Origin of the sequence: Citrobacter sp. XT1-2-2, assembly GCF_023516235.1 — a bacterium.
Classification (GTDB): Bacteria; Pseudomonadota; Gammaproteobacteria; order Enterobacterales; family Enterobacteriaceae; genus Citrobacter; species Citrobacter werkmanii.
This window is the reverse complement of record NZ_CP097324.1, coordinates 4,979,250-4,992,726: the sequence shown is the minus strand read 5'-3', so window position 1 is coordinate 4,992,726 and position 13,477 is coordinate 4,979,250. Positions and strand designations below refer to the sequence as shown.

Sequence of the window (13,477 nt, the reverse complement as noted above, 5' to 3'; positions counted from 1 at the left end):
GAGTCATGTTTGAGATATTTGCTCTTTAAAAATCTGGATCAAGCTGAAAATTGAAACGACACACTGTGTCTGTTCTCCGTAATAAGAACAGATAAAAGGTGTGTTCGAGTCTCTCAAATTTTCGCAATCAGAAGTGAAACATCTTCGGGTTGTGAGGTTAAGCGACTAAGCGTACACGGTGGATGCCCTGGCAGTCAGAGGCGATGAAGGACGTGCTAATCTGCGATAAGCGCCGGTAAGGTGATATGAACCGTTATAACCGGCGATTTCCGAATGGGGAAACCCAGTGTGATTCGTCACACTATCGTTAACTGAATACATAGGTTAACGAAGCGAACCGGGGGAACTGAAACATCTAAGTACCCCGAGGAAAAGAAATCAACCGAGATTCCCCCAGTAGCGGCGAGCGAACGGGGAGCAGCCCAGAGTCTGAATCAGCATGTGTGTTAGTGGAACGGTCTGGAAAGTCCGACGGTACAGGGTGATAGTCCCGTACACAAAAATGCACATGTTGTGAACTCGAAGAGTAGGGCGGGACACGTGGTATCCTGTCTGAATATGGGGGGACCATCCTCCAAGGCTAAATACTCCTGACTGACCGATAGTGAACCAGTACCGTGAGGGAAAGGCGAAAAGAACCCCGGCGAGGGGAGTGAAAAAGAACCTGAAACCGTGTACGTACAAGCAGTGGGAGCACCTTCGGGTGTGACTGCGTACCTTTTGTATAATGGGTCAGCGACTTATATTCTGTAGCAAGGTTAACCGTATAGGGGAGCCGAAGGGAAACCGAGTCTTAACTGGGCGTTAAGTTGCAGGGTATAGACCCGAAACCCGGTGATCTAGCCATGGGCAGGTTGAAGGTTGGGTAACACTAACTGGAGGACCGAACCGACTAATGTTGAAAAATTAGCGGATGACTTGTGGCTGGGGGTGAAAGGCCAATCAAACCGGGAGATAGCTGGTTCTCCCCGAAAGCTATTTAGGTAGCGCCTCGTGAACTCATCTTCGGGGGTAGAGCACTGTTTCGGCTAGGGGGTCATCCCGACTTACCAACCCGATGCAAACTGCGAATACCGAAGAATGTTATCACGGGAGACACACGGCGGGTGCTAACGTCCGTCGTGAAGAGGGAAACAACCCAGACCGCCAGCTAAGGTCCCAAAGTCATGGTTAAGTGGGAAACGATGTGGGAAGGCACAGACAGCCAGGATGTTGGCTTAGAAGCAGCCATCATTTAAAGAAAGCGTAATAGCTCACTGGTCGAGTCGGCCTGCGCGGAAGATGTAACGGGGCTAAACCATGCACCGAAGCTGCGGCAGCGACACTATGTGTTGTTGGGTAGGGGAGCGTTCTGTAAGCCGTTGAAGGTGGCCTGTGAGGGTTGCTGGAGGTATCAGAAGTGCGAATGCTGACATAAGTAACGATAATGCGGGTGAAAAACCCGCACGCCGGAAGACCAAGGGTTCCTGTCCAACGTTAATCGGGGCAGGGTGAGTCGACCCCTAAGGCGAGGCCGAAAGGCGTAGTCGATGGGAAACAGGTTAATATTCCTGTACTTGGTGTTACTGCGAAGGGGGGACGGAGAAGGCTATGTCGGCCGGGCGACGGTTGTCCCGGTTTAAGCATGTAGGCGGAGGTTCCAGGTAAATCCGGTACCTTTTAACGCTGAGGTGTGATGACGAGGCACTACGGTGCTGAAGTGACAAATGCCCTGCTTCCAGGAAAAGCCTCTAAGCATCAGGTAACACGAAATCGTACCCCAAACCGACACAGGTGGTCAGGTAGAGAATACCAAGGCGCTTGAGAGAACTCGGGTGAAGGAACTAGGCAAAATGGTGCCGTAACTTCGGGAGAAGGCACGCTGATATGTAGGTGAAGTGATTTACTCATGGAGCTGAAATCAGTCGAAGATACCAGCTGGCTGCAACTGTTTATTAAAAACACAGCACTGTGCAAACACGAAAGTGGACGTATACGGTGTGACGCCTGCCCGGTGCCGGAAGGTTAATTGATGGGGTTATCCGTAAGGAGAAGCTCTTGATCGAAGCCCCGGTAAACGGCGGCCGTAACTATAACGGTCCTAAGGTAGCGAAATTCCTTGTCGGGTAAGTTCCGACCTGCACGAATGGCGTAATGATGGCCAGGCTGTCTCCACCCGAGACTCAGTGAAATTGAACTCGCTGTGAAGATGCAGTGTACCCGCGGCAAGACGGAAAGACCCCGTGAACCTTTACTATAGCTTGACACTGAACACTGGTCCTTGATGTGTAGGATAGGTGGGAGGCTTTGAAGTGTGGACGCCAGTCTGCATGGAGCCATCCTTGAAATACCACCCTTTAATGGCTGGTGTTCTAACGTGGGCCCGTAATCCGGGTTGCGGACAGTGTCTGGTGGGTAGTTTGACTGGGGCGGTCTCCTCCCAAAGAGTAACGGAGGAGCACGAAGGTTAGCTAATCCTGGTCGGACATCAGGAGGTTAGTGCAAAGGCATAAGCTAGCTTGACTGCGAGAGTGACGGCTCGAGCAGGTGCGAAAGCAGGTCTTAGTGATCCGGTGGTTCTGAATGGAAGGGCCATCGCTCAACGGATAAAAGGTACTCCGGGGATAACAGGCTGATACCGCCCAAGAGTTCATATCGACGGCGGTGTTTGGCACCTCGATGTCGGCTCATCACATCCTGGGGCTGAAGTAGGTCCCAAGGGTATGGCTGTTCGCCATTTAAAGTGGTACGCGAGCTGGGTTTAGAACGTCGTGAGACAGTTCGGTCCCTATCTGCCGTGGGCGCTGGAGAATTGAGGGGGGCTGCTCCTAGTACGAGAGGACCGGAGTGGACGCATCACTGGTGTTCGGGTTGTCATGCCAATGGCACTGCCCGGTAGCTAAATGCGGAAGAGATAAGTGCTGAAAGCATCTAAGCACGAAACTTGCCCCGAGATGAGTTCTCCCTGAGACTTAAAGTCTCCTGAAGGAACGTTGAAGACGACGACGTTGATAGGTCGGGTGTGTAAGTGTAGCGATACATTGAGCTAACCGATACTAATGAACCGTGAGGCTTAACCTTACAACGCCGAAGGTGTTTTGGCGGATTTGAGAAGACAGATTTTCAGCCTGATTACAGATAAGATTAACCGGCGAAAAGCGGGTTAATAAACAGAATTTGCCTGGCGGCTGTAGCGCGGTGGTCCCACCTGACCCCATGCCGAACTCAGAAGTGAAACGCCGTAGCGCCGATGGTAGTGTGGGGTCTCCCCATGCGAGAGTAGGGAACTGCCAGGCATCAAATTGCAGTAAGCCGGGATGAAAATCCGGGTGGTGACAAAGAAATTCGGTGGAGCGGTAGTTCAGTTGGTTAGAATACCTGCCTGTCACGCAGGGGGTCGCGGGTTCGAGTCCCGTCCGTTCCGCCACTTATTAGAAAATTAAGCCTGCTACTAAGCAGGCTTAATGATAAAAAAATTTAGGGGCGTAGCTCAGTTGGTAGAGCACCGGTCTCCAAAACCGGGTGTCGCGAGTTCGAGTCTCTCCGCCCCTGCCAGAAACAATCCTTAGCATCCTTGCTAAGGATTTTTTTTATCTGCAATTTGAGCTGTGCCTTTCTGCTGTATTACTTCCGGCATCCTTGCCAGTGCTTTCTTTAATCTTCCAGAATACTTGTTCTTAGCAGATCGCAAATAAGGGCATGTTTGTCGCTGTTTTGCAGCCAGACTGCATATAAAGGACGTGAGAGCGTTGTGCTGTCGGTAACCGTGTGTAGATCGCTTTTGGCTTTAGCCCAGTTAACGGGCAACCAACTAAAGCCCTTAAGGACAGAAAGTTGCTGCCTGGCCAGTTCTGCCGAACTGGTGGTAAGTACCGGCACTTCATCCCCCGCGATCAGTCCTGCTTCGTGTTGTTGAAAATCGGGTCCCCATTCCAGGCGTAGGTAATTCAGTTCATCTTTGGTTTGTGAAGGTGAACTGCAATAGAGCGCCAGCGTGAAATATCCCAACAGTTGGCTGCTAAATTCGTCCATTTTGGGCGTTTCGGTGGTGATCAGCAGATCAAGCTGTCGTTCATGTAGCTGCTTTACTAACGACTGCCGTTGAGCGATTCTCGCTTCAAACTGCAGGCTGGTTTGTGGTTCCTGTGACTGATACAAACGCCTTAACCAGTCATTAAGCATACATTCCCAAAGGGATGCGCTGGCACCAATTGAAAACTCGTTATGCCGCGAGGTATTCGCGACCTCCTTGCGCGCTGCTTGCCATGTATTCATCAGCGTTTCAGCGTAAGGCAATAATTTCTCACCCGCCGCGGTTAAACGGATATTGTTTCTGTGTCGGGTGAACAGATTTACACCCAATTGATTTTCCAGTTGTCTGATCCGAAAACTAACCGCCGATTGGGTCAGATAGAGCGCTTCAGCAGCCCTGCCAAAGTGGCGTGTCCGGCTAACCTCCAGGAAAGTTTTTAACAATTCCGTATCCACAACTCGCTCCATAAAATTATTTGTCGTGATGATTTAAATCTTTTGTTTGACGCTCTGTCAAGCGTAACTAATACTCCGCGCCATAAATAGCTCGGCCAAAGAATTAGGAGCGTGCAGGATGGCGGAAAGCTTTACGACGACTAATCGATATTTCGACAATAAATATTATCCCCGCGGATTCTCCCGTCATGGTGATTTCACCATTAAAGAAGCACAACTGCTTGAGCGTCACGGTTATGCTTTCAACGAGCTGGATCTGGGCAAACGTGAGCCGGTAACGGAAGAAGAAAAACTGTTTGTTGCGGTATGCCGTGGTGAACGTGAACCGGTTACCGAAGCCGAACGCGTGTGGTCTAAGTATATGACGCGTATTAAGCGTCCAAAACGTTTCCATACGTTGTCTGGTGGGAAACCTCAGGTGGAAGGTGCAGAAGACTACACCGAATCTGATGATTAATAAAAAAGGGCGAAAGCCCTTTTTTTATGTCAGTAGTTTCTGCAAATGAATGAGTAACCTGTCTATCGCCCTATACCCAACGGCCTCTTGCAAGTGCTGACGGGTAATATGATCACATTGCTCGAGATCCGCGATGGTTCGGGCGACCTTTATCAATCGCAGCCAGGCGCGGATAGACAATCCGAGATGCGCTAATGTCTCTTCAAGCCACTGCGCATCATCACTGCGAAGTCGGCAATATTCATGTATATCCTGACTGTCCAGATGCGCGTTTAACTTATTTTGCCGCCGATACTGACGCTCTTGTGCGGCGATAACGCGTTGCTTCACCGTTGCGCTATCTTCCCCTTTCATCGCACTCTGGCTGAGTATGCCGGGCGGAGGCAAAGGGATTTCGAGGGAGAGATCGAAACGGTCAAGAAACGGTCCTGATAATCGATTGAGGTAACGCAGCGTCTGCTCTGGGGTGCAGCGGTTATGGTTCCCCTGATAATGACCCGTTGGGCTTGGATTCATTGCAGCAATGAGTTGAAAGCGTGCAGGGTAGGTTATTTTAGCCCGAGTGCGGGATAAATGGATCTGCCCGGACTCGATAGGTTCACGCAGGGCATCCAACGTACGTCGCTCAAACTCAGGTAATTCATCCAGGAATAGTATGCCGTTATGCGCCAGAGAGATCTCTCCCGGCGCAGGAATAGACCCGCCACCTACCATGGCGGTTAATGAAGCACTGTGATGCGGTGAGCGAAAGGGGCGCTGCTTCCACTGTTTTTGTATCGTAGTGGAATTGACCAGGCTGAGTATCGCAGCACTTTCTAGTGCCTCATCGTTGCTAAGCGGCGGGAGTAGTCCTCTGAGGCGACTGGCCAGCATGGTCTTTCCCGTCCCCGGAGGGCCGATAAGCAGCAGGTTGTGACCGCCAGCCGCAGTGAGCTCCAACCCGCGTTTGCCTTGTTCCTGACCGATGACATCGCTCAGATCATCGGCTAATGGCTCTGGCGTGAAGTCTGCAGATAACGGTCTGTCTAAATCATGCTTCCCTTCGAGAAATGCGCATACGGACTGTAGGTGATCGGCAATCAGACACCCTTCACCATGTATCAGTCCAACTTCAGCGGCATTCTCTTTTGCGACAATAATTCTCCTGCCTGCTCGTATTGCTTCGGTTGCGCTTGAAATCGCTCCTGGAACGCCGCGTAGCGTGCCTGTAAGCGCTAATTCGCCTACCAGCTCGTAGGTATCGAGATTATGGGCTGTAAGCTGCTCAGAAGCGGCCAGAAGCGCAACTGCGATAGGTAAATCATATCGCCCTCCTTCTTTGGGAAGATCGGCAGGAGCGAGGTTAATGGTTATCTTCTTCGCCGGGAATTCATACCCACTATTAATAATCGCACTGCGAACCCGATCGCGGGCCTCTTTCACCGTTGTTTCTGGCAATCCCACCATGGTTAAACCAGGTAGACCATTGCTGATATGTACCTCAATGGTAATGGCTGGCGCATTCACGCCAAGCGCGGCGCGTGTATGAACAATCGATAGTGACATAACCCCTCCTGATGAAGGCATTATGCGGTAATGCATCACGGCAAAATTTAATTTGATCGCGGATTTTAGATGCTGATTCACGTATTTTTCTGCAAATTAAATCTTTTGCATGAAACCAGGGATAACGCTCGCAAACGTATTTATGAGGTGTTGTCGCGGGGGAGTGTGTGCTCAAGCATGACCTGAAACGTGAAATATTTTCATTTTTTAATTTTTTATATAAAAAACAAGGCGATTTATCAAAACCGTTACCGGGCTCAGAAAAACGAATAAAAAAAATTCTTGTGTTATTTGCAAATTCTATGGTAACTCTTTAGGTATTCCTTCGAACAAGATGCAAGAAAATATAAAAATGACAGCCCTTCTACGAGTGATTAGCCTGGTCGTGATTAGCGTGGTGGTGATTATTATCCCACCGTGCGGGGCTGCACTTGGACGAGGAAAGGCTTAGAAAACAAGCCTTAACGAACTAAGACCCCCGCACCGAAAGGTCCGGGGGTTTTTTTTTGACCTTAAAAACATACACGAGGAGCAGAAAGTGAACGGTAGCATAAAATTCTGTTTCTCAAGATTTACGGCGGGGATGTAACTATGAATGGGGCACAGTGGGTGGTACATGCGTTGCGTGCACAAGGGGTTCAAACCGTCTTTGGTTATCCCGGTGGCGCAATTATGCCGGTTTATGATGCGTTATATGACGGCGGCGTAGAACACCTGTTGTGTCGACATGAGCAGGGCGCGGCGATGGCGGCGATTGGTTATGCTCGTGCTACAGGTAAAACCGGTGTTTGTATCGCTACGTCCGGCCCAGGCGCGACCAACCTGATCACCGGTCTTGCCGATGCGCTGTTAGATTCTGTCCCCGTTGTGGCGATCACCGGCCAGGTTGCATCACCTTTCATCGGAACGGATGCGTTCCAGGAAGTGGACGTTCTCGGTATGTCTCTGTCTTGCACCAAGCACAGTTTCCTGGTGCAGTCACTGGAGGAACTGCCGCGCATCATGGCAGAAGCTTTCGACGTGGCGAACTCTGGTCGTCCGGGCCCCGTACTGGTCGATATCCCAAAAGATATTCAGTTAGCCAGCGGTACGCTGGAACCGTATTTCACGACCGTCGGAAACGTAGAGACTTTCCCGCATGCTGACGTTGAGCAGGCGCGTAAAATGCTGGCTCAGGCGCAAAAACCCATCCTGTACGTAGGTGGTGGCGTGGGTATGGCGCAGGCGGTCTCTGCCCTGCGTGAGTTTATCGCGCATACCCAAATACCGGTCGCTTGCACGCTGAAAGGCCTGGGCGCAGTAAACGCGGACTACCCGTACTATTTGGGCATGCTGGGAATGCACGGTACTAAGGCGGCGAATTTCGCGGTGCAAGAGAGTGATTTACTGATCGCAGTGGGCGCACGTTTTGATGACCGGGTAACCGGTAAGCTGAATACTTTCGCGCCTAACGCCAGCGTCATCCATATGGATATCGACCCGGCAGAAATGAATAAGCTGCGTCAGGCACACGTCGCGTTGCAGGGCGATTTAAATTCGCTGTTGCCAGCATTACAACAACCGCTGAAGATCGACGCATGGCGTCAGTCCTGTGCAGAGCTGCGCGCAGAACATGCCTGGCGCTATGATCATCCGGGTGACGCTATCTACGCGCCGCTGTTGTTAAAACAGCTGTCTGAACGCAAACCAGCAGATAGCGTGGTGACGACGGATGTTGGTCAGCATCAAATGTGGTCCGCGCAGCATATGACCTACACCCGCCCGGAAAATTTCATCACCTCCAGCGGTTTGGGTACGATGGGCTTTGGCCTGCCAGCTGCTGTTGGCGCGCAGGTGGCTCGTCCGAACGATACGGTAATCTGTATCTCCGGTGACGGTTCTTTCATGATGAATGTACAAGAACTGGGCACCGTAAAACGCAGGCAGTTGCCGCTGAAGATAGTCTTACTCGACAACCAGCGCTTGGGCATGGTGCGACAATGGCAGCAGCTGTTTTTCCAGGAACGTTATAGCGAAACCACCCTTACCGATAACCCCGATTTCCTCATGTTGGCCAGCGCCTTCGGCATACCTGGTCAGCACATCACCCGTAAAGACCAGGTTGAAGCGGCACTCGACACCATGCTGAACAGCGAGGGGCCATACCTGCTTCATGTCTCAATCGACGAACTTGAGAATGTCTGGCCTCTGGTGCCGCCTGGCGCCAGTAACTCAGAAATGCTGGAGAAATTATCATGATGCAACATCAGGTCGCCGTTGAGGCTCGTTTCAACCCGGAAACGTTAGAACGTGTTTTACGCGTGGTACGCCATCGTGGTTTTCAGGTGTGCTCCATGAATATGGCAGCCGCCAGCGATGCGCAGAATATAAATATCGAATTGACCGTTGCCAGCCCCCGGTCGGTCGACTTACTGTTTAGTCAGTTAAGTAATCTGGTAGACGTTGCACATGTTGCTATCTGCCAGAGCACAACCACATCACAACAAATCCGCGCCTGAGCGCAAAAGGAAGAAAAATGACGACGAAAAAAGCTGATTACATTTGGTCTAATGGCGAGATGATTCGTTGGGAAGACGCGAAGGTTCACGTGATGTCCCACGCTCTGCACTACGGTACTTCTGTATTTGAAGGCATCCGTTGCTACGATTCTCACAAAGGGCCGGTGGTGTTCCGTCATCGTGAACATATGCAGCGTCTGCGTGATTCAGCCAAGATCTACCGTTTTCCGGTCTCTCAGAGCGTTGATGAACTGATGGAAGCCTGCCGCGAAGTGATCCGCAAAAACAACCTGACCAGCGCCTATATTCGTCCGCTGGTATTTGTTGGCGATGTCGGGATGGGCGTTAACCCGCCAGCGGGTTACACCACTGATGTGATCATCGCCGCGTTCCCGTGGGGGGCATACCTCGGCGCAGAAGCGCTGGAACAGGGGATCGATGCGATGGTTTCTTCCTGGAACCGCGTTGCGCCGAACACCATCCCTACCGCTGCTAAAGCGGGCGGTAACTATCTGTCTTCGCTGCTGGTGGGTAGCGAAGCGCGTCGTCATGGTTATCAGGAAGGTATTGCGCTGGACGTGAATGGCTACATTTCCGAAGGCGCGGGCGAGAACCTGTTTGAAGTTAAAGACGGCATTCTGTTTACCCCGCCATTTACCTCTTCCGCGCTGCCGGGTATCACCCGTGATGCCATCATTAAACTGGCGAAAGATCTTGATATCGAAGTGCGTGAGCAGGTGCTGTCCCGTGAATCGCTGTACCTGGCCGACGAAGTGTTTATGTCCGGTACCGCGGCGGAAATCACGCCAGTACGCAGCGTAGATGGTATTCAGGTAGGCGAAGGCCGCTGCGGCCCGGTCACCAAACGCATCCAGCAGGCCTTCTTTGGCCTCTTCACCGGTGAAACGGAAGACAAATACGGCTGGTTGGATTCAGTAAACCAATAACAATATTAATATTTCCCCAAAATAATTCACGTTGCAGGAAGTCCCAGGAGCTTATTGTAGTAAGTGACTGGGGTGAGCGAGGCAGCCAACGCACCTGCGGCGTGAAGTATGCAGGGGAAAGACAGACGGGAGTTAATCAAGCATGCCTAAGTATCGTTCTGCCACCACCACCCACGGCCGCAATATGGCGGGTGCCCGCGCACTGTGGCGCGCCACCGGGATGACCGACGCCGACTTCGGCAAGCCGATTATCGCTGTGGTGAACTCCTTTACCCAGTTCGTGCCGGGTCACGTACACCTGCGCGATCTCGGTAAGCTGGTTGCCGAACAAATCGAAGCCTCAGGCGGTGTGGCGAAAGAGTTCAACACCATCGCGGTGGATGACGGTATCGCTATGGGCCACGGGGGCATGCTTTATTCACTGCCGTCCCGCGAGCTGATCGCCGACTCCGTTGAGTACATGGTTAACGCCCACTGTGCCGACGCGATGGTCTGCATCTCCAACTGCGACAAAATCACCCCCGGTATGTTAATGGCCTCGCTGCGTCTTAATATTCCAGTGATCTTCGTCTCTGGCGGTCCGATGGAAGCCGGGAAAACCAAGCTTTCCGACAAAATCATCAAGCTCGACCTGGTTGACGCGATGATTCAGGGCGCAGACCCGAAAGTCTCCGACTCGCAGAGCGAGCAGGTTGAACGTTCCGCCTGTCCGACCTGCGGCTCCTGCTCCGGGATGTTCACCGCCAACTCGATGAACTGTCTGACCGAAGCGCTGGGCCTGTCACAACCGGGCAACGGCTCGCTATTGGCCACTCACGCCGACCGTAAAGAGCTGTTCCTCACCGCAGGTCAACGCATCGTTGAGCTGACCAAACGTTATTACGAGCAGGATGATGCATCGGCGTTGCCGCGCAACATTGCCAGCAAAGCAGCGTTTGAGAATGCCATGACGCTGGATATCGCCATGGGTGGTTCCACTAACACCGTTCTGCATCTGCTGGCGGCAGCACAGGAAGCGGAAATTGACTTCACCATGAGTGATATCGACAAGCTGTCTCGTAAAGTGCCGCAACTGTGTAAAGTGGCGCCAAGCACGCAAAAATACCATATGGAAGACGTTCACCGTGCCGGCGGCGTCTTGGGCATTTTAGGTGAGCTGGATCGTGCTGGGCTGCTGAACCGCAACGTGAAAAACGTCCTTGGTCTCTCTCTGCCGCAGACGCTGGAGCAGTACGACATCGCCGTGACCCAGGATGAGGCGGTCAAAAAAATGTTCCGCGCTGGTCCGGCGGGCATCCGCACCACCCAGGCGTTCTCGCAGGATTGCCGTTGGGATACGCTGGATGACGATCGCGCCGAAGGCTGTATCCGCTCGCTGGAGCACGCTTACAGCAAGGATGGCGGTCTGGCGGTGCTGTACGGCAACTTCGCGGAAAATGGCTGTATCGTAAAAACCGCAGGTGTTGACGACAGTATTCTCAAATTTACCGGCCCGGCGAAAGTCTACGAAAGTCAGGACGAGGCGGTTGAGGCTATCCTCGGCGGTAAAGTGGTCGAAGGCGACGTGGTGGTGATTCGCTACGAAGGGCCGAAAGGCGGGCCGGGCATGCAGGAAATGCTCTACCCAACCACGTTCCTGAAATCAATGGGTCTCGGCAAAGCCTGTGCGCTGATCACCGATGGCCGCTTCTCCGGCGGCACCTCCGGCCTGTCTATCGGCCACGTTTCCCCGGAAGCGGCCAGCGGCGGCAACATCGCGATCATCGAAGACGGCGATATGATTGCTATCGATATCCCGAATCGCGGTATTCAACTGCAACTGAGCGATGCGGAAATCGCCGCCCGTCGTGAAGCGCAGGAAGCCCGCGGCGATCAGGCGTGGACGCCGAAGAATCGTGAGCGTCAGGTCTCCTTTGCCCTTCGCGCCTATGCCAGCCTGGCCACCAGTGCCGATAAAGGCGCGGTGCGCGATAAATCCAAGCTGGGGGGTTAATGACCATGGCGGATTCACAACCCTTGTCCGGTGCCCCTGAGGGCGCCGAGTATCTCAGAGCGGTGCTGCGTGCGCCGGTATACGAAGCGGCGCAGGTAACGCCGCTACAAAAAATGGAAAAGCTCTCTTCGCGCCTCGATAACGTGATTCTGGTCAAGCGCGAAGACAGACAGCCGGTGCACAGCTTCAAGCTGCGCGGGGCCTACGCGATGATGGCAGGCCTGACTGAAGAGCAAAAAGCGCATGGCGTCATTACCGCATCGGCAGGTAATCACGCCCAGGGTGTGGCTTTCTCCTCTGCGCGATTAGGCGTGAAGGCGCTGATTGTGATGCCGGTGGCGACCGCGGATATCAAAGTCGACGCCGTTCGCGGCTTCGGCGGTGAAGTTCTGCTGCACGGCGCGAATTTTGATGAAGCCAAAGCCAAAGCGATTGAGCTTTCCCGGCAGCAGGGCTTTACCTGGGTGCCGCCGTTTGATCACCCGATGGTGATTGCCGGGCAGGGCACGCTGGCGCTGGAGTTACTTCAGCAGGATGCTCACCTTGACCGCGTCTTTGTGCCAGTTGGCGGCGGTGGTCTGGCGGCGGGCGTGGCGGTGCTGATTAAACAGCTGATGCCGCAGATCAAAGTGATCGCCGTCGAAGCCGAAGATTCAGCCTGCCTGAAAGCGGCGCTGGATGCCGGTCATCCGGTGGATCTGCCACGCGTCGGTCTCTTTGCTGAAGGTGTGGCGGTCAAACGCATCGGCGATGAAACCTTCCGTCTGTGCCAGGAGTATCTCGACGACATTATCACAGTCGATAGCGATGCTATCTGTGCGGCAATGAAAGACCTGTTTGAAGATGTACGCGCGGTGGCGGAACCTTCCGGGGCGCTGGCGCTGGCGGGGATGAAGAAATACATCGCCCAGCACAATATTCGCGGCGAACGTCTGGCGCATGTGCTGTCCGGCGCTAATGTGAACTTCCATGGTCTGCGCTACGTTTCCGAACGCTGCGAGCTGGGCGAACAGCGCGAGGCGCTGCTGGCGGTGACGATTCCGGAAGAGAAGGGCAGCTTCCTGAAGTTCTGCCAACTGCTGGGCGGGCGTTCGGTGACCGAGTTCAACTATCGCTTTGCTGACGCCAAAGATGCCTGCATCTTCGTGGGCGTGCGGCTGAGCCGTGGCGTTGAGGAGCGCAAGGAAATCCTTAGCCTACTCAAAGACGGCGGTTACAGCGTGGTGGATCTGTCAGATGATGAAATGGCCAAGTTGCATGTGCGCTATATGGTCGGCGGCCGTCCTTCTAAGCCGTTGCAAGAGCGCCTTTATAGCTTTGAGTTCCCGGAATCACCGGGCGCGCTGCTGAAGTTCCTCTACACCCTGGGAACGCACTGGAATATCTCGCTATTCCACTACCGTAGCCACGGTACCGACTATGGCCGTGTACTGGCGGCGTTTGAACTGGGCGAGAATGAACCGGACTTTGAAACCCGGCTCAATGAACTGGGCTATGAGTGCCACGACGAGACGAATAACCCGGCGTTCCGCTTCTTCCTGGCGGGCTAACGGCGGCCATAAAAAAAGGG

Annotated in this window: 9 protein-coding genes, 2 tRNA genes and 2 rRNA genes; 11 read left to right on the top strand and 2 right to left on the bottom strand. The window is 53.2% G+C overall.

The window, feature by feature from the left end:
* Positions 1-155 precede the first annotated feature (155 nt).
* The 4 genes from M4I31_RS23785 (at position 156) to M4I31_RS23770 (ending at position 3,534) form a co-directional block, all read left to right on the top strand.
* Positions 156-3,060 (top strand): 23S ribosomal RNA (locus tag M4I31_RS23785).
* A 99-nt stretch (positions 3,061-3,159) separates the two neighbouring features.
* Positions 3,160-3,275, top strand: a 5S ribosomal RNA gene (rrf, locus tag M4I31_RS23780).
* A 54-nt stretch (positions 3,276-3,329) separates the two neighbouring features.
* Positions 3,330-3,406: transfer RNA gene (locus M4I31_RS23775), tRNA-Asp, on the top strand.
* Positions 3,407-3,458: 52 nt separating this feature from the next.
* Positions 3,459-3,534, top strand: a tRNA-Trp gene (locus tag M4I31_RS23770).
* A gap of 99 nt (positions 3,535-3,633) precedes the next feature.
* On the opposite strand, the gene hdfR is transcribed toward M4I31_RS23770, so the two are convergent.
* Positions 3,634-4,479, bottom strand: a complete 846-nt coding sequence (gene hdfR, locus M4I31_RS23765) for an HTH-type transcriptional regulator HdfR (RefSeq protein WP_087856748.1) — start codon at positions 4,477-4,479, stop codon at positions 3,634-3,636.
* Positions 4,480-4,585: 106 nt separating this feature from the next.
* On the opposite strand from hdfR, the gene maoP reads away from it, so the two are divergent.
* A complete protein-coding gene (gene maoP, locus M4I31_RS23760; protein WP_003018025.1) occupies positions 4,586-4,924 on the top strand; it encodes a macrodomain Ori organization protein MaoP in 339 nt (112 codons plus the stop codon).
* A gap of 24 nt (positions 4,925-4,948) precedes the next feature.
* Here maoP and M4I31_RS23755 read toward each other — a convergent pair whose 3' ends face one another.
* A complete protein-coding gene (locus tag M4I31_RS23755; protein WP_038634615.1) occupies positions 4,949-6,469 on the bottom strand; it encodes a YifB family Mg chelatase-like AAA ATPase in 1,521 nt (506 codons plus the stop codon).
* Between the two features lie 352 nt (positions 6,470-6,821).
* On the opposite strand from M4I31_RS23755, the gene ilvL reads away from it, so the two are divergent.
* The 6 genes from ilvL (at position 6,822) to ilvA (ending at position 13,457) form a co-directional block, all read left to right on the top strand.
* On the top strand, positions 6,822-6,920 hold the full coding sequence (ilvL, locus tag M4I31_RS23750) for an ilv operon leader peptide (protein WP_001311244.1): 99 nt from the start codon (positions 6,822-6,824) through the stop codon (positions 6,918-6,920).
* 140 nt (positions 6,921-7,060) lie between these two features.
* On the top strand, positions 7,061-8,707 hold the full coding sequence (gene ilvG, locus M4I31_RS23745) for an acetolactate synthase 2 catalytic subunit (RefSeq protein WP_085049759.1): 1,647 nt from the start codon (positions 7,061-7,063) through the stop codon (positions 8,705-8,707).
* A complete protein-coding gene (gene ilvM, locus M4I31_RS23740; RefSeq protein ID WP_085049760.1) occupies positions 8,704-8,967 on the top strand; it encodes an acetolactate synthase 2 small subunit in 264 nt (87 codons plus the stop codon). Before ilvG ends, ilvM begins: the two co-directional genes overlap by 4 nt.
* A gap of 17 nt (positions 8,968-8,984) precedes the next feature.
* Positions 8,985-9,914: a branched-chain amino acid transaminase gene (locus M4I31_RS23735; protein ID WP_003829030.1), complete on the top strand. Its 930-nt coding sequence runs from the start codon at positions 8,985-8,987 to the stop codon at positions 9,912-9,914.
* A 142-nt stretch (positions 9,915-10,056) separates the two neighbouring features.
* On the top strand, positions 10,057-11,907 hold the full coding sequence (gene ilvD / locus M4I31_RS23730; RefSeq protein ID WP_038634606.1) for a dihydroxy-acid dehydratase: 1,851 nt from the start codon (positions 10,057-10,059) through the stop codon (positions 11,905-11,907).
* A 5-nt stretch (positions 11,908-11,912) separates the two neighbouring features.
* Positions 11,913-13,457, top strand: coding sequence for a threonine ammonia-lyase, biosynthetic (gene ilvA / locus M4I31_RS23725; protein WP_038642902.1), 1,545 nt, complete (start codon positions 11,913-11,915; stop codon positions 13,455-13,457).
* Positions 13,458-13,477: the final 20 nt, after the last annotated feature.

Bases quoted from the DNA above. Each gene is read 5' to 3' on its own strand.
- ilvL (WP_001311244.1), top strand. From the start codon at position 6,822: ATGACAGCCCTTCTACGAGTGATTAGCCTGGTCGTGATTAGCGTGGTG.
- hdfR (WP_087856748.1), bottom strand. From the start codon at position 4,479: ATGGAGCGAGTTGTGGATACGGAATTGTTAAAAACTTTCCTGGAGGTT.
- M4I31_RS23735 (WP_003829030.1), top strand. From the start codon at position 8,985: ATGACGACGAAAAAAGCTGATTACATTTGGTCTAATGGCGAGATGATT.
- maoP (WP_003018025.1), top strand. From the start codon at position 4,586: ATGGCGGAAAGCTTTACGACGACTAATCGATATTTCGACAATAAATAT.
- ilvD (WP_038634606.1), top strand. From the start codon at position 10,057: ATGCCTAAGTATCGTTCTGCCACCACCACCCACGGCCGCAATATGGCG.
- ilvG (WP_085049759.1), top strand. From the start codon at position 7,061: ATGAATGGGGCACAGTGGGTGGTACATGCGTTGCGTGCACAAGGGGTT.
- ilvM (WP_085049760.1), top strand. From the start codon at position 8,704: ATGATGCAACATCAGGTCGCCGTTGAGGCTCGTTTCAACCCGGAAACG.
- M4I31_RS23755 (WP_038634615.1), bottom strand. From the start codon at position 6,469: ATGTCACTATCGATTGTTCATACACGCGCCGCGCTTGGCGTGAATGCG.
- ilvA (WP_038642902.1), top strand. From the start codon at position 11,913: ATGGCGGATTCACAACCCTTGTCCGGTGCCCCTGAGGGCGCCGAGTAT.